Consider the following 19,190-nt stretch of genomic DNA (forward strand, 5'->3'; position numbering starts at 1 on the left):
GATCTCGAATGGAGCGCATCGGCCGCTACCGCATCGAACGCGAACTCGGGCGAGGCTCGATGTCGATCGTCTACGAGGCCTTCGATCCACACATCAACCGTCACCTCGCGGTCAAGGTGCTGCGCGAGCGCTATGCCCGTGAACTGAAAAGCCGCCAGCGCTTCCTGCGCGAGGCGCGCTCGGCGGGCGGCCTGAGCCACGCCAACATCGTGACCGTGTTCGACGTCGGCCAGCACGAGGGGCTTCCGTTCCTGGTGATGGAGCGGCTCAAGGGTCAGAGCCTCGAAGAGTTCCTCGACGAGGGCGGCCAGCTGAGCGTTCACGAGATCCTTTCGATCGGCATCCAGCTTGCCGGCGCGCTCGACTATGCCCATGATCGGGGCGTGATTCACCGCGACGTCAAACCGTCCAATATCTACTTCGACCAGGAATCCGGCCTGGTCAAACTGGTCGATTTCGGCATCGCCGCGATCAATGACCGGAACCGGGCCAGCGGCGACGATGTCGAGACGATCGCCGGAACGCCGAAGTACATGTCGCCGGAACAGATCCAGGGCGGGGAACTCGACGGCCGGGCCGACCTCTACGGCCTGGGGGTGGTGCTCTACCGGCTGCTTTCCGGCACCGTGCCCTTCCAGGCCGATTCCATCGGCGCCCTCATCCACCAGATCGTGCACCGGTCGCCGGCCCGTCTCCAATCGCGCGACGACCGCACACCCATCGACCTGATCGAGCTCGTTCACCGTCTTCTCGCCAAGGATCCCGAAACAAGACCGTCCAGCGGCGCCCTGCTGCTGGAAGAGCTGCAGGAGATCCGCGCCGATCTCGACCGCGGCCTGCTCAACACCGTACGGGGCCAACCCGGCACCTGGCGCTGGCTGGCAGCCCTGACCCTCGCGCTGATGATCGTGCTCGGCGGCGGTCTGACCTGGGTCTACCACAGCCAGACCGAGGCAATGGAGGAGTCGACCTACGGCTACGGCGATGCCCTGACCAGCGTGATCGCCCGCGAAACGGCGGAGGCGCTGCTGCTCGACGACACGACGGCCCTGTCCAACCTGGTCTCGGATTTCTCAGTCAACCCGCGCATCACCTATCTTCACATCAGCGCCCGCGACGGTCGTGTCCAGGCGAGCACCGATCCTTTCCTGCAGGGCGAGTCCCGACCCGAACCCGGCCGGGCCACCATCGAGCGCGAGCAGGGTGGCGTGCGCCTGCTTTCGAGGGAGGACGGCAATCTCGAATTCCAGACGCCGATCCGCTTCCAGACCCAGCGGATCGGTGAAGTCCAGCTGGGCATCGACGGCGACCAGCTCCAGACGGCCGCCCGCACGACGCTGACCATGCTCGCCCTGGTGTTCGCCGTGACCCTGATCGTCGTCGGAAGCGGGTTCAGCCTGCTGGTGCGACGACAGCAGCGCTCGATCCAGCGCGCCAGCCGCGGACTGCAGCGGATTGCCCGCGGGCAGTACGACGCCCGGCTCGAGAGCGACCGACAGGACGTCTTCGCGCCCCTGTTCCAGCGATTCAACGACATGGCCAACCGACTCGAAGAGCGGCACGGCTACCTGAAGTACAAGCCGGCGCGGCAGCCGCTTCCGGACTTCGATGACCGCGACGATCCCGATGTCGAGGAAACAATGGAAATGGAACGGCCCGTGGAGGAATCCAACATCCTGCCCCTGTCCGAGCGCAAGAATTCGGGCGGCCGAGGCGACTGACTCAGCCGTCTTCCAGGCTGCGTAGCTCGCGCTGGGCGCGGCGCGCGCGTTCCAGGTAGCGAATGGCGGGTTCGAATTCCGGGTTGATGCGCAAGACCCGATCCCACAGCTCCACGGCCTGATCGACCTGCTGATCGCGCCACGCGGTCAGAGCACTGCCGTGATAGTGTTCGCCGAGCGCGGCCTCGAGCCGCTCCAGCCTCTGCCGATGCGTCTCGCGCAGGCCCTCGTCAAGTTCGCGCGCGAGCAGCAGCGCATCGAAGGCGGCAGCGTGGTCGCCACGCGCCAGGGACTGTTCGGACCGGCCAAGCGCCAGCCTCGCCTCGACATGTTCGCGCTGGCGGACGAAGTCGCTCGACTCGGCCTCGACGCCCAACCAGGGCAAGGCCTGGTCGAGAAGCTTTCTCGCCCGCGCCGGATCATCCTCGCGACAGGCGGCGCGGGCCAGGGCAAGCGCCGATTGCGCCAGCAAGGGGCGATCGGCCTCGCGCAGCTTGCCGGCACGCGCGGCACTCAACAGCAGCGCATAGGCCTGGTTGTGGCGTTCGCGTTCAATCAGGTTCGCCGCCGTCGTTCCGAGCTCGACATTGCCCTCGTCAACCGGGCTCTCCTCCGAAGCCGGGGGCTCCAGGGCCTGCATGTTTTCGAACTCGTCTTCCGGCACGCTCGGAACGCGAATGCGCTGGCCCGCTCGCAACAGGCGGGGGACATCGATGTCGTTGAGCCGCGCGAGGGAATAGAACAGCAGCTCGTTCTCGATCGTACGCCCGGCAATGGCTGAAAGGCTGTCGCCCGACTGCACCTCCATGACCTCGAACGATTCACCCAGCAGTTCCTCGGGCGGCTGACGAATCTGGGCCAGCAACAGCCTTGCGGTTGCATCCTCCGGATTGTCGGCCAGGATCCCGGCGAGCATCTCCTCGGCACGCTTCTCTTCCCCGTCCTGGAGCAGGGTCATGGCCTGTCCGATCGAGTCGGTGATCACCTGCTGACCGTTGACCGATTCGCCCTCGCTACCCGACGGCGATGCCGGCTTCTCGGCCCGTCGTTCGAACGGCCAAGACTGACAGCCCGCAAGTAACAGGCAAGCCAGGACAAGAGAGAACCAGTTGATTCGCCGCGCAGCAGTCTGGGGAATGGCTGAATTCGAGGACATTGTGGAAACAGTTTAGCGCAGCGGCGTGTTCAGTCCGCCAGCATCGAAGGCAGCGCCAGGCTCAGCGCCGGCCACCAGGTGATAATCAGGAGTGCCGCCAGGAGTATGGCCAGAAACGGCAAGGTGGCCCGGTAGACCGTCAGGATGTCGCGTTCGAAACGATGACTCGCAAGGAACAGGTTGATGCCGACCGGCGGCGTGCAATAGCCGATCTGCAGGTTGGCCAGGAACACGATCCCGAGATGAACCGGATCCACCCCGAACGCCATGGCGACCGGGATGAGCAGCGGCGCGAGAATCACCAGCGCGGCAAAGATATCGAGCAGCATCCCCGCGACCAGGAGCATCAGGTTGACCGCCAGCAGGAACACCAGCTGACTGTCGATGAGCGGCTCGACCCACTCGAACAGCCGCTGCGGTACGCCGGCGTCGATCATCACGTTGGTCGATGCCATCGACATTCCGAGCACGACCAGGATGGCGGCCACCAGAACCATGGCCTCCGTGACGATCTCCGGTAGCCGTCCGAACCGGATCTCACGACGAACCAGCACCAGGCTGACGAGCACCCAGGCGGCCGTCACCACGGCCGCTTCCACCACCAGCAGCCAGCCGCTGTAGATGCCGCCGAGCACCACGATGGGCAGCGGCAGCTCCCAGGCATTGTCGCGCAGCGAACGGCCCAGCGGTTGACGCGGCCGGTCGTCCGGCGGCAAACCGCGATGGATCCAGGCCGCGTAGCCGCCCATCATGACCAGCATCAGCAGGCCCGGTAGCAGTCCGGCAAGAAACAGGTCGTCAACGCTGATGCCGGCCCGCGGCGCGACCTGCTGGGCAACCACCGCATAAAGGATCAGGGGCAGCGAAGGCGCGAACAACACGCCCAGGCTCGAGCCGGCCGTGACCATCCCGAGGCTGAAGCGCTGCGGATAACCGCCCTGCACCAGCGCCGGCAGCAACAGGCTGCCGAGGGCCACCACGGTAATGCCCGACGCGCCGGTGAAGGCCGTCATGAGGGAGCACAGGACGAGCGCCAGGATGGCGAAACCGCCGGGCATCCAGCCCAGTGCCGAGCGGGTCAGCTCGACCAGGCGCTGGGGTGCGCCGCTGTGGGCCAGCAAGACGCCGGCGAAGGTGAACAGCGGCAGGGCAACCAGCACCGGCAGCTCGCCGATGCGAACGAACTCCATGCTCGCAAGGACCGGATCGAGTCCGGCGCGCCAGTAGCCGCCCAGCGCGCCCAGGGCGATGACAGCGAACAGCGGCATGCCCACGAGCGCGAGCACGAGCAGGATGACGAAAATCATTCCGGCTCACCGTCACCGTGCAGGGGCAACACCGTGACCGAAGGCGGGGCGACCGCCCAGGCCAGGAAGCGGGCGGCCATCAGGCCGAAGCCGATCGGGACGATGACCTGGACCATCCAGTTGGGCACGTCGAGAAAGGCCACGGCCTGGAACTCGTACTCGAGGGCGACAATATCCAGGCTGGTCCAGGTCAGGGCCAGGCAGACCAGCGCCGTGGAAGCGAACACGAAACGCCGCAGCCAGACCACCCCCACCGGCGGCAGCCAGCGTTCGACAAGATCGATACGGATGTGGCGCAGGCGACCGGTGGCCACCACCCCGCCGACCATGGCCAGCCAGAGCACGATGGCTCGCATGGCGCCGTCGGCCCAGGGCAATGCCATGCCGGCCAGGTTCCGGAAACCGATCTGGGCGAGGCCGAGCACGACCAGCGAGAGGAACAGCGTGGTCAATACACCGGCTTCGACGCCGCGTATGACGCGGGCGGCCGTATCGGATTCGGCGGCTCGATCAGTTCTCGGCACGCAGTCGCTCCAGCGCCGTTTCGAGACGATCGAGATGCGGCAACTCGAAGCTGCCGGATTCCACGGCATCGCGACGAATGCGGTGCGCCAGTTCGTGCCAGAAATCGACCAACTCCGGTTCGGGCTCGGCCATCCGGATCCCCCGTGCGGCCAGGGCTTCCCGGGCCTCGGCGTTGTCCTCGAAATTGTCCGATTCGATCTGCTCGAGGGTGGCAGCGAGCTCTTCGCGCAGAATCGCGCGATCGGCCTCGGACAGGCGCTCGAGCGCACGCGCATCCAGACCTATCGTGCCGGCCGTCATCAGCAGCGGCATGTCGAGCATGGTTTCGGCCCGGGTATGCCACTGCAGGATGATGGTCGCCGAGGGCGTGCTGGCGAAGGTATTGACCGCACCGGTCTGCAAGGCCGTGTAGACCTCGGCGAGGGGCAGCGGCACCGGCGTCGCACCGGCGCGTTCGAGCGTTCGCTGCGACAGCCGGTCGCCAGTGGGCACCCACACCCGGTAAGCGCCGCCGAGCGCCTCGGGATCGTCGGTGGGCAGTTCGCGATCGCTGAACAGATAGGCGAACCCGCCCAGGGCGATGCCCGGAGCGACGATGCCGCCCTCTTCCAGGGCTTCCAGCACCAGCGGGTCGAAGGTCGCGCGCAGGCCCCGGGCTTCCTCCGCGTCCCGGAAGACGAAGGGCATGGAGTAGAGATTGGCCGCGGGCGCCACCGACGCGAGTTCGCCCAGGGTGAACGAGCCGCCGTGCAGCTGCCCCAGCCGCATCCGGCGAAGAACGGACTGCGCGTCCCCCATGACCCCGCCGGGAAAGAAGCGAAGGCGTACCGCGCCGTCGGTGCGTTCCTCGATACGCTCGGCGGTCGCCCGCATGCGCTCCATCCAGCCCGACCCATCGGGTGCGAAGGTCGCCAGCTTCAGTTCGGCGGCCAGTGAAGGCGCGCCCAGACAGATCATCGTCAAGGCCGCTGCGGCCAGCATCATTCGTTGCACTAGTCAAAAATCCTTTCAGTTTCGTTCAGCAGTTCTTCCGCCCGTTCTCGCGCCACCGCGTTGGCCAGGCGGTACTCGGGGGCGTCGACTTCGCTTTCGATCACGCGCTCGAGCGAGGAAACGAACAGCTCGCGATCGAACAGCAGGCGGGCGTAGTGATCGGCCAGCATGACATCGACCAGCAGATTGCGTCCCGCCGAGACGCGTCGGGCGCGCTCGAAATGGCGCCGGGCCAACTCGGGCCGACCGCCGGCCGCGGGCGGTCGTTGCGAGTGCAGCACGGCCAGATACAGCCAGGCCGCGCCGTCGTCATGCTCGGGCGCAATCTCGACCACCCGGTCCAGCAATGCCTGGGCGCGCGGCAGGTCGGCCAGCGCGGCGTAGTCGTCGGAGTGCGTATCGATCCATCCCACCCAGGCCGTCGCCAGCAGGTACGCCGCCTCGAGCTCAGAGCGATTCAGGTCCGCGACGCGCTGCTCGAACGATTCGAAACCGATCTCTTGCAGGTCGCAAAGTGTTGTGGCACGCAGGCAGGCGCCCTTGCGGGCGTGCGCCAGAGCGCGGGCACTGAGCCGCCGCGCCGAAGCTTCCCCGCCGCCGAAAAGGGTCGCGTAAGTGCCGGTCAGCCGGGCCGTGGTCAGGTACAGTCCCGCATCCTCGGGGCGTGACTGCAGACGCGCTTCGAGCAAAAGCAGATAAGCCGGAATGGCATCGGCCACGGTGGCCGGGTCGTCGTACTGAAGGATGGCCGTCTCCAGGTCACCCGACAGCTGCGCGGTCTGCCGCTCGACGATCGCCGAGCAGCCGGCCAGGCCGAGCAGCAGGGGAAACAGGAACAAACGCGACATCACGGCGCCCGAACCACCAGGCCGGCGGCCTCGACGGTGTTCTGCATCAGGGTCGCCACGGTCATCGGCCCGACGCCGCCGGGCACCGGGGTGATCCAGCCGGCACGCCGGGACGCGGGCTCGAAATCCAGGTCACCGTGGAGCTTGCCGTCCTCGCCGCGGTTGATGCCGATGTCGACGACGATGGCACCTTCGGCGATCCATTCCGACCGAACGATTCCCGGCTTGCCGACCGCGACACAGACCACATCGGCGCGCGCGACGTGCGACTGGAGACCACGCGTGAAGCGATGGGCGACCGTCACCGTGGCACCGGCGAGCAACAGCTCGAGCGCCAGCGGTCGACCCACGATGTTCGATGCGCCGACCACCAGGGCGTTCATGCCCTTGGTGTCGATGCCGTGAGCGCCCAGCAGGGTCATGACGCCGCGCGGCGTGCACGGGCGCAGTCCCGGATCACGCAGAGCCAGCCGCCCCATGTTGGCGGGGTGAAAACCATCGACGTCCTTGTCCGGCGAAATGCGCCGCGTCACCGCGCGCTCGTCGAGATGGGAGGGCAGCGGCAGCTGCACCAGGATTCCGTCGACGGACTCGTCGCGATTGAGCGCGTCGATCAGCGCCAGCAGTTCGCCCCGGCCGACACCGTGGGCCAGGCGATGCGCGGTCGAGACCATGCCGGCACGCTCACAGGCGCGGATCTTGTTGTTGACATAGATCTCGGATGCGGGATCGTCGCCGATCAGGATCACCGCCAGCCCCGGCGGCCTGCCGCCGGCGTCGACGTGATGGGAAACGGCGTCGGCCACGTTGGCGATCAGCCGGTCAGCGACGGCGCGACCGTCGAGAATGCGCGCTGGGGATTTCGTCATGAACGCTATTGTAAGGTAGGATTCTGATCGAATCCGACTCGGAGCAAGACCGCGTGAACCTGTTCAATCATCTGTTCGTGGACCTGTCCGGCGCGCGCATTTACCTCGAGCGCTACCGCAATCAGCCTTTCCTGATCGTCAACATTGCGACCGAAAGCCGGTTCGTGCCGCAACTTCAGCGCCTTCAGCAACTCCACACCCAGTTCAACCGTCACGGCCTGGTGGTGATCGCCATGCCCTGCAACGATTTCGACGAGGAACCGCGCGACGAAGCCGGAATCGACGAGTTCCTGCGCGAGAACTATCCCTACAGCTACATCGTCACGCAGCGCTACGCGACCACCGGCCCCGAGGCCCATCCCCTGTTTCGCGATATCCTGCAGGAACAGGGCGCGTCGGCCCTGCCCCAGGCGACATTCCACAAATACCTCTTCGACCGTCGCGGCGAACTGGCCGAGCGCTTCCCGCCCGAAACCCCGCCCGACGATCCCATGCTGGTCCGCTGCATCAATCAGCAGCTCGGCGGAATCTAGTCGGCCTTGCGGTTAGGTAGGTACCGGTCAGCGCTTGCGGTTCTTGCGCTGGACGAACTGCTTGAGCCGTCTGCGCTTTTGCTGCTGGCGCGGCGTGAGCGGGTTGCGGCGTCCAGCATAGGGATTCTCGCCCTCTTTGAAGACAAGGCGAACCGGCATGCCGGTCAGGCGGAAATGCTTGCGGAAACAGTTGATCAGGTAGCGCTGGTACTGGTCGGGTATGCCGCGGCAGCGCGTGCCGTGAATCACGATGCGCGTCGGGAAATGGCCGCCGCTGTGGGCGAAGCGCAGCTTGGGCACCTTGCGCTGCACCGCCGGCGGCGGGTGCGAGGCCACGGCGTCGCGCAGCACGCGCGTGAGCGCGGAGGTGGAGAAGGTCTGCTCTCCGGCCTCGTGCACGTGTTCGACGGCGTCGGTCAGCTCGCCCAGCCCGCTGCCGTGTAGCGCCGAGACCGTCACCACCGGCGCGAAGCGAGCGAAATCGAGCCGATCGGCGACTTCCACCAGTACGGCGCGGCGTCGATCATTGTCGATCGCATCCCACTTGTTGAGCACCACGACCAGGCCGCGACCGGCTTCGATGACGTGCCCGGCCAGGCGGGCATCCTGTTCGGTGATCCCTTCGAGGACGTCACAGATCAGGCAGACGATGCGCGCCTGTTCGACCGACTGCAGGGCCTTGATCGTGCTGAAGCGCTCCACGCCCTCGTGGCTGCCGCGTCGACGTCGGATTCCGGCGGTATCGATCAGGTGGTAGCGCACGCCGTCGCGTTCGACGGTTGCGTGGATCGGATCGCGCGTGGTGCCTGCCACCGGCGTGGCCAGGGCGCGCTCTTCGCCGAGCAGGCGGTTGAGAAGAGTCGACTTGCCCGCATTGGGTCGACCGATCAAGGCCAGGCGCAGGCCGTCGTCATCGGGTATGTCCGAGCCCGGATCTTCCGGCAGCCGCTCGGACATGGCCTGGCTGAGCTGCTCCAGGCCGCGCCGGTGGCTCGCGGCGATCGGCCAGATCTCGCCGAGCCCCAGCTCGGCCGATTCGGCCTCGGCCATCTCGACTTCCAGCCCGTCGGTCTTGTTGAGCACGTGCAGCACCGACTTGCCGCGCTGGCGCAGATCGGCCGCGATCTCGTGCTCGACCGGCAAGATCCCCGAACGGGCGTCGGTCAGCATCAGCACGAGGTCGGCCTCGTCGATGGCGAGATGCGTTTGCACCTGGGCACCGGTTTCGACCTCACCGCCCGCCTTGTCGAGTCCACCGGTGTCGACCAGTATCACGTTGCGTTCGCCCAGCCTGGCGCGACCATAGATGCGGTCGCGCGTCACGCCCGGGGTATCGGCGACCAGCGCATCGCGCGTGCGCGTGAGCGCATTGAACAAGGTCGATTTCCCGACGTTGGGGCGCCCAACGATGGCGACGACCGGCAACGAGGACATGTTCGCGCCTGCCTAGTCCGAGCGACTGACGCGCCAGGCGCTGAGCCTTCCGTCCTCGTCGAACAGATAGAGCGTATTGCCCACGACCAGGGGAGCGGCAGCCGGAGCATCGTTGCCGGCTTTCACGCGCGAGACGATCCGGCCGCTGTCGGCGTCGAAAAAGTGGATGTAGCCCTCGAAGTCCGCCACCGCCACGAGCCCGCCGAGAAACGCCGGGCGGGTCAGCTGTCGGCGCAGGAGCTGATTGTCGCGCCAGAGCGTGGAACCGTTACGTCGGTCGATCAGCCAGACATTGTCATCCTGGTCGGTCACCGCGAGCTGCGTGCGGCGCAGGCTCAAGCCGCTCGCCGAGGCAACGTCCTTGACCCACAGGATTCGGCCGGATTCCAGCGCGAGGCCGGCCAGGCGACCGTGATAGGTCACCGCGTACAGCTCGGTACCCACCACGAGCATGGGGCCGTCGATATCGGCCAGGCGATCGAGCTCGGTACGCCCTTCCGGTTCGCTGACACGCTGCTCCCACAATACCGATCCGTCGGAGACGCGCAGCGCCGTGACCTGACCGTCGTCGTAGCCGATGTAAGCCTGTCCGGCGCGGGTCAGCGGATCGCCGTTGCCGCGCAGGGTCAGCAGCGGAACGCTGCGATCGTGAACCCAGATCCGCGCCCCGTCGCTGCGATCGATGCCGAAAACGCGCCCGTCGATGCAACGCACGACCACGATGCCGTCGTGCAGCACCGGTTGGGAGAGGATCTCGGAAGACAGCTGCGCTCGCCATTCGATCCGACCGCTGTCGCGATCGATGACCACCAGCTCGCCGTCGAACGTGCCGACCATGATCGCGTCGGGCGTCACCGACGGTCCGGCCGAAATGGGAAGATCGATGTCGATTTCGCGTTCGACTCGCCCCGAATCAGCGTTGACCGCGGTGATCAGACCCTCGTGATCGGCGACCCAGATCAGTTCACCGTCGACGACCGGCCGGATGCGCGGCTTGCTGCGGTTGATGCCGTCACCGGTATCGACCGACCAGGCGCGTTCGATCGGAACGGACTGGCGAATTTCGGTCAGCTCCGCCGGCTCGGCCTCGTCGTCGCCGCCGCTGAACCAGCCGCCCATGGTCTGACAGCCCGACAGGGCAGCCAGGGCGGGAATCAAGATCAAAAGGCGCATCCAACCGATCACGAAGGATCTCCGCCGGTGCGGGCAGCGTCAATCTTGATTTCCAGCATGCGCGGGTTGCCGCCGTCGGCGCTACGCCGCGACAGCGCCTCTTCCCATGCCGCGCGCGCCTCGTCCAGGCGGCCACGCTCGAACAGCAGATCGCCGCGGGTCTCGGCCCAGGAAGCCTCGAAACCGGGAGGCGCGTCGCCTTCGAGCAGCGCCAGCCCTTCCTCATGTTCGCCCTGCGCCTCGAGCACGCGCGCCAGGCGCAGCTTGGCCACGGGCCACAGCGACTCCAGACGGCGATTGTCGATGATGTCGCGATACACGCCGGCGGCCGGGGACAGCCGACCGTCATCGACCCAGGCCGCGGCCAGGTGCATACCCGCCAGCCCGGCATAGGCCGTACCACCCACCGCTTCGCGCATGGTTTGGTAATCCGACTCGGCCTGCTCCAGGTTGCCATCGGACACCTGCTGACGCACGACCTGGTAGTACTCCGAGCCCATGATCTGTTGCTCGGCGCGATGATCCTGCCACTGGCGAAAACCGAAAATGCCGCCGAATGCCAGTATCAGGCCGACAATAATCGTCGAACTGTATTCCTTGATCCAGCGCCGGACGCGTTCGCCCTGCTCGTGTTCGTCGTAAAGCTCTACGGCCATGTCGAGTTGATCCTTGCGGTAGGCATGATGAGAAATCGACCGACTATGATAAATCAGTCGCCCGGGTCGGGGGCAAGCAATGAAAGCAGGCGCCGGGGCAAGCGCTCCAGCGGTACGAGCTCCTGTTCGGTATCGCCGCGAAGATCCTTGATCGCCGCCTGCCCGTCGGCGAATTCGGCTTCCCCGAGAATGATGCACCAGCGCGCGCCGCTGCGATCAGCTCGCTTGAACTGGGCGCGCATGCTGCCTCCGGCCAGGGCGGTTGCCAGCGACAGGCCCGGCACCTCGTCGCGCAGGCGCTCGGCGAGCGCCAGCATGTCGCCGGCGGCAACCCGGCTGACCAGGAAGACATCGGCGGACTGCTCGTGTTCGACCCCCGCCGCCTCCAGCATGGCCAGCAGTCGTTCGACACCCAGCGCAAAACCGATGCCGGGCGTGTCGCGGCCGCCCTGCATCGCCACCAGGTCGTTGTAGCGTCCGCCGGCGCAAACGGTTCCCTGCGCCCCGAGCTCGTCGGTCACCCACTCGAAAACCGTTCTGCAGTAGTAATCGAGGCCGCGCACCAGGCCCGTGTTGACGGTGTAGGCGATTCCCAGTCGATCGAGCAAAGCGCAGACATCCTCGAAATGGGCGCGCGCTTCATCCCCGAGCGCATCGGCCAGCCGGGGGGCGTCGGCCATGATGGCGCGCGTTTCCTCGTTCTTGCTGTCGAAGATCCGCAGCGGATTGGTCGCCATCCTGCGCTGGCTGTCGGCATCGAGACGGTCGCGGAAGGGCTCGAGGTACTCGACCAGCTCCTGCCGGTAGCGTTGCCGGTCGGCGCGATCACCCAGGCTGTTGATTTCCAGGCGAACGCGGCCGGACAGGCCGAGCTCCCGCCAGAGCCGCTCTCCCAGGGCAATCAACTCGGCATCCGCGGTGGCCTGCTCGAGCCCGAAAACCTCGGCCCCGAACTGGTGAAACTGGCGCTGACGCCCTTTCTGCGGACGTTCGTGCCGAAACATCGGGCCCTGGTACCAGACCTTCAGACCCGGCGTATGGAGCAGGCCGTGCTGAATCGCCGAGCGCACAACGCCCGCGGTCCCTTCCGGCCGCAGGCTGAGCAGGTCGCCGTTGCGGTCCTCGAACGCGTACATCTCCTTCTCGACCACGTCAGTCGATTGCCCGATCGCCCGGGTAAAGACCTCGGCCTTTTCCAGGATGGGGAGCCGAATTTCGTGAAAATCATAGGCCGAGAACACGCGCGACAGCCGGCTTTCCAGCCAGCGCCAGAGCGGCGTCTGCTCCGGCAGGATGTCGTGCATGCCGCGAATCGACTGGATATTCTTCATCAGATCTATTCCGTCAGAAATGACAAGCCCGCCAACGGCGGGCTCACACCTACAGGCCGGGTCGTGCCGGGACCGTCAGCCGTGTTTCAACGCTGAACCTCGCCGTCGGCCATCACGGCCAGTTCGGCCACGTCGCCGCTGTCGTGCCCGTCCCAGGTGATCGACTGTCCATTGACCTGCAGGCGAACGGCGCTCGATCGACCGAGCAGGAGCCGGAACGGCGCCCGGCCTTCGTAACTGAAGGTTTGCCCACTGCGCAGTAAATCGTACTCCAGGCGCGCGCCCTCGGCATCATGGATCTCGACCCAGCTGTCCTCGAGCACTTTGACTTCGAGCGCGCTCGTCGCCGCCCCTAGCTCCCCTTCGACCGTTTCGAGCGGGGATGGACTGATCACCGTCGCGGGCTCGGGCGATACCTCCCGGGCCGGACGAATCGGCTTGAGCGGCAGAGCCGAGGCGGAAACGTGGCGCGCGCTCGACGAATCCGACTCACCCTGCCCGGCTCCGGACGAATCGGGCGATGAACGGGTCTCGCGCTGGTCGGGCTGAGCCGCTCCGGCCACCTCGCGCGATTCGCCGGAGGCGGGATCACGCTCGAGCATGCGCATGCCACCGGCGATGAAAAAATAGACCAGGGGCGGGATGATGGCGACCGTGACGATCGCATAAGTGGCGATCTTGAGATAGCGCTCCAGCCGCCAGTCTCCCCTCGACACCGGCAGGACTTCCTTGAGCTCGGGCGGGACATCCTCGCCGGCCTCGGCCAGAAGCGCGTCGGGATCGAGTTCCAGCAGCCGGGCATAGTTCCGGATGTAGCCGCGCCGGTAGAGACTCGAGAGATCCTCGACCTGGCCGGACTCGATATCGTTGACGACCATGCCGGGCAGGTGGAGTTGTGCCGCGACATCGGCCTGTTCGAGGGAAAGCGCTTCCCGTCGTCGCCGAAGTTCGGCGCCGATGCGCTGGTAGTGATGTTCTTTCTTCTCGGTTTTCTGCTGCCTGGTTTCGTTGCTGGTGCTGGTCTCGTCAGTCATCTTGGCTGGTCTGTTGTCTTAAATTCCGAGCTTCGGACGATTTGGGGAACTGGTCCTCGAGACGTCTGAAGTAGCGGGCGGCCTCCCGCTCGTTGCCAAGCCGTTGTTCGATCCGGTAGCCGAGCATTAGCGCTCCCGGATCGTCCCCTGTTGCTGCCTCGTATCGCTGCAGGAAAGCGCGCGCCCGAAAAGCGTCGTCTCGCTGCAGGAAAAGGCGTGCCAGATGGTAAAGCGCGTCGGGATAGTCCGGATTGACCTCCAGCGCTTCACGCAGATACTCTTCGGCCGTCGCCGGTTGCTCGCCTCGAATCGCGCAGGCGCCGGCATTGGTGTAGGCGACCTCGCGCGTGTCGTAGAACGGATCATCGATCGCGCGGAGAAACAGCTCGTCGGCCTCGCGGTACTCGCCCTGACGGCACAGGAAGGTGGCGTAGCTATTGAGCGTCGCACCGTCCTCGGGCGCCAGACGCATCGCTTCGCGATAGTAGCGTCGCGCCCGCGCCTCCCGACCGAGTTGCTCCTGGATCATGGCCAGCGTGACGTACGCCGGCACGTGCGCCGGGTCGAGCTCGATCGCCCGCTCGAGCTTGTCGATGGCAATCTGCAGGTCGCCGCGCTCGAAATAGCCCACGCCCAGGCGCGCATTGACATCGGCCCCGCTCACGGGGCTGACACGATCCATGCCGGTGCGACCGGCTTCGCCGCGCTCGGGCTGGGTGGTGGCGCAGCCGCTGACCAGCGCGAGAACCGTCAAGAGCGCGACCAGCTTCAGTCTTTTCATGACGCCATCGCCTGCCGGGCCAGCTGCTGCTGCACGACGACCCGGCGCTGGTTGGGACTCAAAAGCTGGCCCACGAGCTGACCGCAGGCTGCGTCGATGTCTTCACCGCGCGTCTTGCGCACCGTCGTGATCAGGCCGGCGGCGCGGGTAATCTTCTGGAATTCGTAGATCGCCTCGTCGGAAGAGCAACTGAACGGTGTACCCGGAAACGGGTTGAAGGGAATCAGGTTGATCTTCGACGGCAGCACGCTGAGCAGCCGCACGAGCGCGCGTGCGTGCTCGGGGCGATCATTGACGCCGTCGATCATGGTGTACTCGAACGTCACCGACCGTCGCGGCCTCGCCTTGATGAAGCGCTTGCAGGCGGCGATGAGTTCCTCGACGGGGTACTTGCGGTTGAGCGGCACCAGCCGGGTTCTGAGGTCGTTGTCGGCCGCGTGCAATGACACCGCCAGGGCGAACTCGTCACCTTCGGCCAGATCGTCGATGCCGGGCACCACACCGGAGGTCGAGATCGTGACCCGACGCGAAGCCAGCCCGTAGGCCAGGTCGTCGCGCAGCAGCGAAAGCGTGGGTCGCACCGCGTTGAGATTGAGCATGGGTTCGCCCATGCCCATGAACACGACGTTGGTCACGCGCTGCTCATCACCGTAAAGCTCGCGCAGCCGGTGAACCGCCTGCCACACCTGGCCGATGATCTCGGCGGTATCGAGATTGCGATTGAAGCCCTGCGTGGCGGTCGAACAGAAGGTGCAGTTGAGCATGCAGCCCACCTGCGAGGAGATGCACAAGGTTCCGCGGCTGGTTTCGGGAATATAGACCGTCTCGACGGCATTGCCGCCGGCGATCGACATCAACCACTTGACGGTGCCGTCGGCCGACTGCTGCTCGCGCATGATCGACGGCGGCGCAACGCCCGCGGTGTGATCCAGCCGCTCGCGCAGGGCCCTGGACAGGTCGGTCATCTGGCCGAAATCGGTCACGCCGCGCTGGTGAATCCATTGCAGCAACTGGCGCGCGCGAAACGGCTTCTCGTCGAGGTCGACGAAAAACCGTTCGAGACCCGCTCGGTCGAGACCGAGCAGGTTAGTGATTTCCTGAGGCCCTGCGGGCATTTGCGTACTTTCGCTGATAATTACCGTGAGTATATCTCATCGGCGCCGAAAAAGAAGGCGATCTCTTCCTTTGCGGTGTCCTCGCCATCGGAACCATGCACGGCATTGGCGTCGATGCTGGTGGCGAAATCGGCTCGAATGGTGCCCGGAGCGGCCTGACGCGGATCGGTCGCGCCCATCAGTTCCCGGTTGCGCGCGATGGCATCCTCGCCCTCGAGCACCTGGACCATCACGGGGCCGGAAATCATGAACTCAACCAGGTCCTTGAAGAACGGACGCTCGCGATGGACGGCGTAGAAGCCTTCCGCCTCTTCCCGCGTGAGGTGCTTCATGCGGGCCGCAGAGATCTTGAGACCGGCGCGCTCGAATCGGGCATAGATTTCACCGATGACGTTCTTGGCCACGGCATCGGGCTTGATGATCGACAGTGTGCGTTCCATTCCTGCTCCTTCGGGAAAGATTTAGATTATTCGGGTCGGGTCGTCAGTCAGGGACTGATCGTCAAAGACTTGTCCGACGATCAAGGCGCCGCCGGGCAAACCGGCAATTGTATACCTGAATCGCACGGAATTCATGCGCATCGCCCGTCAGTGAGCGGATTCGGCGGCAAAAATCACTTGTACTGCGACCAAACCGATGCTCATAATGACGGTCGGGGTTCGGGGCGCGCCGCTCGCAAGACACGATCGGCCAACGCAGAATCCGGGCCAGGGACTCAAGGACGCTTTCTTCGGGAAGGGAAATGCGCCATCCCCACCAAATTTCAGCAGCCCTGGCGCTGCTGTATCTCGTACTGCCCGGCGCGGTCTGCGCCCAGGTCGACCATCTGCCGTTCGAAGACCTGCATCAACAAACCTGGACCACGCGCCAGGGTATTCCGCACAACACCATCAACGACATCGCCCAGACCCCCGACGGGTACCTGTGGTTCGCCACATGGGAAGGCATCGCACGCTTCAACGGCCATCGTTTCAGGCTGTTCGAGCGCGGCGACGAGACCGGACTGCCCGACGCGGGCGTCCTTTCCCTGTCGGTCGACCGAACGGGCGGGTTGCTGGCGGCCGGCGCGCGCGGCGGCCTGTCGCTGACCGACGGCCGTCAATGGCAGGGCCTGTCACGGGCGCCGACCATGATCACGCATGCCGTGCTCGATTCGCATCGGCAGCTGTGGATCGCGACCCAGGGCGCCGGCATCCTGCGCCGCCAGCTCGACGAGTCCGGGGGCACCTTGAGCCAGGAGACCTACCTGGCCGGCGCATCCTCGCACCGGGTTCTCCCGGAGCAGCGCGGCGCCTGGGCCGCGACCAGCCAGGGCCTGCTGCACATCTCCGGCGACGGCGAATCCCGGCTGGCAGGCGAGGGTGAGTTGCCCGACGCGCCTGCCCTGAGCCTGCTGCGCGACTCGCGCGGGCGCCTGCTCGTCGGCACCGAACGGGGTCTGTTCGTCCGCGACCATGCCGACGCGCCGTTTCGCCTGCTGCACGCCGACTTCGGCAACCTGGCCACCAGCGCCCTCCTCGAAGGCGACGACGGCGCCCTGTGGGTGGGCACCATCAACTCCGGACTGTTTCGCCTGCACGACGGTCGGGTCCATCAGCTCAACACCGAACAGGGCCTGCCCAACAATCGCGTCCTCTCCCTCTACATGGACAGGGAGAACAGTCTCTGGGTCGGCACCAACGGCGGTCTGTTCAGGCTGCGCTCGGCGCCCTTCGTCACGATGACCCGGGCGCAGGGCCTGGCGGGAAACTACATCCGGGCGGTGATGCCGCATTCCGACGGCAGCCTCTGGGCGGGAACCAGCGAAGGCGTCACGCGCATTGCCGACGGCGCGACCGAGGCGGTCCTCGACGGCGACGACCCGATCGCCCTGTCGACCCTCAGCCTCGCCGAGCTTCCCGGCGGCGACGTGCTGATCGGCACCCATTCCGAGGGCGCACTGCGCTGGAAAGCGGGCCGCATCGTCGATCGACACGATCGCGACAGCGGACTGCCGTCCAACGACATCCGCTTCATCCACGCCGATCGACGCGGTCGGATCTGGATCGCGACGGCCAGCGGCCTGGCCCGGGTCGGACCGCAGGAAACCCGGATCTTCCGCCCCGAGGACGGCCTGCCCGGGGATTTCGTCATCGCGGTCGAGGAAGACAGCCGGGGGGAGATCTGGATCGGAACGGGATTCGGCCTGGCCCGGTTCGTCGACGAGCGCTTCGAGCCGATCTCACTCCGTCACCTCGACGAGGCGATGTACGTCTACGGCATTCACGAAGACCGCGAGCGCTACCAGCTCTGGCTCGCTACCGACCGCGGGCTTGTCCGCTACCAACCGGAGTCGGGACGGGCCAGCCTGGTCGGTCGCGACGCCGGCATGCCGGTCGACAAGCTCTTTCATGTTGTCGACGATCGTCATGGCGCATTCTGGCTGACCAGCAACCGCGGTATCGTCCGCGTGCTGAAGCGCCAGGCCGAGGAAGCCGCCGATGGCGACCGCGCCACGATCGACTTCGAACTCTACACCGAGGGCGACGGCCTGCTCAGTGCCCAGGCCAACGGCGGCGCGGGGCCACCGGCCGCCTGGCACCGCGGCCGGGTATGGGTGGCGACCGCCGTCGGCCTGGCCAGTGTCGATCCGCAACACCTCACGCGCTACGAAGACGCCACGCTACCGGTCAGCATCGAGCAGTTCGAGGCCGACGGAGCCAGCATGCCGGCGGACGGGCCGGTGGAACTACCCGCCGGCACCGGGCGGGTGACGATCCGGTACGCCGGCCTCGGCTTCATCATGCCGCAGCGCATCCGCTACCGGACCCTGCTCGAGGGCTTCGACGACGGCTGGGTCGATCGCGCCGCCCAGAGCGTGGCCGAGTACACCAATCTCGGGCCGGGCGAGTACGTTTTCCGGGTTTCGGCCGCCTACCCCTACGGCGACTGGAACGGTTCAGAAACGAGCCTGCGCTTCTCGATCGCCCCCCTGCCCTGGCAGCGCACCTGGTTCTGGATCCTGGTCGTCGCGGCATTGATCGGACTGATCGCCCTGGCAACGCAGTGGAGAATGCGCCGTCTGGAGCAACGCGCCGCCGAACTGCGCGCCCAGGTCGACGAGAAAACCCGCGAACTGCAGCGGCAGGCTGCGAGCTTCGAACGGCAGGCGCGCATCGACCAGCTGACCGGGCTGGCCAATCGGCGAGCCTTCGACGAATGGCTGGCCGAGGAGTTCCGCCGCAGCAGGCGGGAGGACCGCCCCCTGAGCCTGGTCGTCATGGACCTGGACCACTTCAAGCTGATCAACGACGGATATTCGCACCTGATCGGAGACGAAGTAATGCGGATGGTCGCCGATGTGCTGCGCAAGCATGTCCGCACCGGCGATCAGGCCGCGCGCTGGGGTGGCGAGGAATTCACCCTGACCTTCCACGACATCGATGCCGGACAGGCCGAAGGCATCAGCGAGAGGATTCGCGCGTCGATCGAGACGGCCGATTTCAGCCACGCCGCGCCCGGCCTGAGCATCACCGCCAGCTTCGGTGTCAGCGACAACCGCCACGCGGGCAGCTACGAGGAGTTGCTGCGCCAGGCCGACCAGGCCCTGTTCCAGGCCAAGGCGCTCGGCCGGAATCGGGTTGTCGTCCACGCTACCGACAAGCACACTTGAAGCCCACTCCGCTTCCCCTGGCGATGAAACACGCGGGCCGGGACGGAAAGCAAAAAAGTCGT

Annotated in this window: 17 protein-coding genes; 3 read left to right on the forward strand and 14 right to left on the reverse strand. The window is 66.2% G+C overall.

Going from position 1 to position 19,190, the window contains the following annotated elements:
* Window positions 1–8: 8 nt before the first annotated feature.
* Window positions 9–1,721 carry a serine/threonine-protein kinase gene (locus tag ACDC67_RS11845; protein WP_376693389.1) on the forward strand — a complete coding sequence of 571 codons (1,713 nt, stop codon included), beginning with the start codon at window positions 9–11 and terminating at the stop codon, window positions 1,719–1,721.
* A 1-nt stretch (window position 1,722) separates the two neighbouring features.
* Here ACDC67_RS11845 and ACDC67_RS11850 read toward each other — a convergent pair whose 3' ends face one another.
* From ACDC67_RS11850 to folD, 6 genes are read right to left on the reverse strand one after another with little or no spacing between them, the layout of a single operon-like run.
* Complete coding sequence (locus tag ACDC67_RS11850) at window positions 1,723–2,877, reverse strand: LysM peptidoglycan-binding domain-containing protein (protein WP_376693391.1); 1,155 nt, start codon at window positions 2,875–2,877, stop codon at window positions 1,723–1,725.
* A 29-nt stretch (window positions 2,878–2,906) separates the two neighbouring features.
* Window positions 2,907–4,184, reverse strand: a complete 1,278-nt coding sequence (locus ACDC67_RS11855; protein WP_376693393.1) for a TRAP transporter large permease — start codon at window positions 4,182–4,184, stop codon at window positions 2,907–2,909.
* Complete coding sequence (locus ACDC67_RS11860; RefSeq protein WP_376693395.1) at window positions 4,181–4,708, reverse strand: TRAP transporter small permease; 528 nt, start codon at window positions 4,706–4,708, stop codon at window positions 4,181–4,183. The genes ACDC67_RS11855 and ACDC67_RS11860 overlap by 4 nt, the downstream gene beginning before the upstream one ends.
* Complete coding sequence (dctP, locus tag ACDC67_RS11865; RefSeq protein WP_376693544.1) at window positions 4,695–5,693, reverse strand: TRAP transporter substrate-binding protein DctP; 999 nt, start codon at window positions 5,691–5,693, stop codon at window positions 4,695–4,697. Before dctP ends, ACDC67_RS11860 begins: the two co-directional genes overlap by 14 nt.
* Window positions 5,694–5,701: 8 nt before the next feature.
* Window positions 5,702–6,550 (reverse strand): TRAP transporter TatT component family protein, encoded by an 849-nt coding sequence (locus tag ACDC67_RS11870; RefSeq protein ID WP_376693397.1) that lies wholly within the window; start codon window positions 6,548–6,550, stop codon window positions 5,702–5,704.
* Window positions 6,550–7,419 carry a bifunctional methylenetetrahydrofolate dehydrogenase/methenyltetrahydrofolate cyclohydrolase FolD gene (gene folD, locus ACDC67_RS11875; RefSeq protein ID WP_376693398.1) on the reverse strand — a complete coding sequence of 290 codons (870 nt, stop codon included), beginning with the start codon at window positions 7,417–7,419 and terminating at the stop codon, window positions 6,550–6,552. The genes ACDC67_RS11870 and folD overlap by 1 nt, the downstream gene beginning before the upstream one ends.
* A gap of 53 nt (window positions 7,420–7,472) precedes the next feature.
* Between folD and ACDC67_RS11880 the strand changes: the two genes are divergently transcribed.
* A complete protein-coding gene (locus ACDC67_RS11880; RefSeq protein WP_376693400.1) occupies window positions 7,473–7,952 on the forward strand; it encodes a hypothetical protein in 480 nt (159 codons plus the stop codon).
* 27 nt (window positions 7,953–7,979) lie between these two features.
* Here ACDC67_RS11880 and der read toward each other — a convergent pair whose 3' ends face one another.
* The 8 genes from der to ndk all read right to left on the reverse strand — a co-directional run bounded on the left by der (window position 7,980) and on the right by ndk (window position 15,916).
* Entirely contained in the window at window positions 7,980–9,386 is a 1,407-nt protein-coding gene (gene der / locus ACDC67_RS11885) for a ribosome biogenesis GTPase Der (protein ID WP_376693401.1), read from the reverse strand.
* 12 nt (window positions 9,387–9,398) lie between these two features.
* Window positions 9,399–10,559, reverse strand: coding sequence for an outer membrane protein assembly factor BamB (gene bamB / locus ACDC67_RS11890; RefSeq protein ID WP_376693403.1), 1,161 nt, complete (start codon window positions 10,557–10,559; stop codon window positions 9,399–9,401).
* 8 nt (window positions 10,560–10,567) lie between these two features.
* Window positions 10,568–11,215, reverse strand: a complete 648-nt coding sequence (locus tag ACDC67_RS11895) for a YfgM family protein (RefSeq protein WP_376693405.1) — start codon at window positions 11,213–11,215, stop codon at window positions 10,568–10,570.
* A 53-nt stretch (window positions 11,216–11,268) separates the two neighbouring features.
* Window positions 11,269–12,546 (reverse strand): histidine--tRNA ligase, encoded by a 1,278-nt coding sequence (gene hisS / locus ACDC67_RS11900; protein WP_376693407.1) that lies wholly within the window; start codon window positions 12,544–12,546, stop codon window positions 11,269–11,271.
* Between the two features lie 86 nt (window positions 12,547–12,632).
* Complete coding sequence (locus tag ACDC67_RS11905; protein WP_376693409.1) at window positions 12,633–13,580, reverse strand: RodZ domain-containing protein; 948 nt, start codon at window positions 13,578–13,580, stop codon at window positions 12,633–12,635.
* Window positions 13,573–14,361: a type IV pilus biogenesis/stability protein PilW gene (gene pilW / locus ACDC67_RS11910; RefSeq protein WP_376693411.1), complete on the reverse strand. Its 789-nt coding sequence runs from the start codon at window positions 14,359–14,361 to the stop codon at window positions 13,573–13,575. The genes ACDC67_RS11905 and pilW overlap by 8 nt, the downstream gene beginning before the upstream one ends.
* Window positions 14,358–15,476, reverse strand: coding sequence for a dual-specificity RNA methyltransferase RlmN (rlmN, locus tag ACDC67_RS11915; RefSeq protein ID WP_376693412.1), 1,119 nt, complete (start codon window positions 15,474–15,476; stop codon window positions 14,358–14,360). Before rlmN ends, pilW begins: the two co-directional genes overlap by 4 nt.
* A 20-nt stretch (window positions 15,477–15,496) precedes the next feature.
* Entirely contained in the window at window positions 15,497–15,916 is a 420-nt protein-coding gene (gene ndk, locus ACDC67_RS11920) for a nucleoside-diphosphate kinase (RefSeq protein WP_376693414.1), read from the reverse strand.
* 302 nt (window positions 15,917–16,218) lie between these two features.
* On the opposite strand from ndk, the gene ACDC67_RS11925 reads away from it, so the two are divergent.
* Window positions 16,219–19,128 carry a ligand-binding sensor domain-containing protein gene (locus ACDC67_RS11925; RefSeq protein WP_376693416.1) on the forward strand — a complete coding sequence of 970 codons (2,910 nt, stop codon included), beginning with the start codon at window positions 16,219–16,221 and terminating at the stop codon, window positions 19,126–19,128.
* The last annotated feature ends 62 nt before the right edge of the window (window positions 19,129–19,190 follow it).

The organism is Wenzhouxiangella indolica (assembly GCF_042310355.1).
Classification (GTDB): domain Bacteria; phylum Pseudomonadota; class Gammaproteobacteria; order Xanthomonadales; family Wenzhouxiangellaceae; genus Wenzhouxiangella.

Excerpts from the sequence above, each read along its gene's own strand:
- ACDC67_RS11845 (WP_376693389.1), top strand. The coding sequence starts at position 9 with ATGGAGCGCATCGGCCGCTACCGCATCGAACGCGAACTCGGGCGAGGC.
- ACDC67_RS11850 (WP_376693391.1), bottom strand. The coding sequence starts at position 2,877 with ATGTCCTCGAATTCAGCCATTCCCCAGACTGCTGCGCGGCGAATCAAC.
- ACDC67_RS11855 (WP_376693393.1), bottom strand. The coding sequence starts at position 4,184 with ATGATTTTCGTCATCCTGCTCGTGCTCGCGCTCGTGGGCATGCCGCTG.
- dctP (WP_376693544.1), bottom strand. The coding sequence starts at position 5,693 with ATGATGCTGGCCGCAGCGGCCTTGACGATGATCTGTCTGGGCGCGCCT.
- ACDC67_RS11870 (WP_376693397.1), bottom strand. The coding sequence starts at position 6,550 with ATGTCGCGTTTGTTCCTGTTTCCCCTGCTGCTCGGCCTGGCCGGCTGC.
- folD (WP_376693398.1), bottom strand. The coding sequence starts at position 7,419 with ATGACGAAATCCCCAGCGCGCATTCTCGACGGTCGCGCCGTCGCTGAC.
- der (WP_376693401.1), bottom strand. The coding sequence starts at position 9,386 with ATGTCCTCGTTGCCGGTCGTCGCCATCGTTGGGCGCCCCAACGTCGGG.
- bamB (WP_376693403.1), bottom strand. The coding sequence starts at position 10,559 with ATGCGCCTTTTGATCTTGATTCCCGCCCTGGCTGCCCTGTCGGGCTGT.
- ACDC67_RS11895 (WP_376693405.1), bottom strand. The coding sequence starts at position 11,215 with ATGGCCGTAGAGCTTTACGACGAACACGAGCAGGGCGAACGCGTCCGG.
- hisS (WP_376693407.1), bottom strand. The coding sequence starts at position 12,546 with ATGAAGAATATCCAGTCGATTCGCGGCATGCACGACATCCTGCCGGAG.
- ACDC67_RS11905 (WP_376693409.1), bottom strand. The coding sequence starts at position 13,580 with ATGACTGACGAGACCAGCACCAGCAACGAAACCAGGCAGCAGAAAACC.
- pilW (WP_376693411.1), bottom strand. The coding sequence starts at position 14,361 with ATGAAAAGACTGAAGCTGGTCGCGCTCTTGACGGTTCTCGCGCTGGTC.
- rlmN (WP_376693412.1), bottom strand. The coding sequence starts at position 15,476 with ATGCCCGCAGGGCCTCAGGAAATCACTAACCTGCTCGGTCTCGACCGA.
- ndk (WP_376693414.1), bottom strand. The coding sequence starts at position 15,916 with ATGGAACGCACACTGTCGATCATCAAGCCCGATGCCGTGGCCAAGAAC.
- ACDC67_RS11925 (WP_376693416.1), top strand. The coding sequence starts at position 16,219 with ATGCGCCATCCCCACCAAATTTCAGCAGCCCTGGCGCTGCTGTATCTC.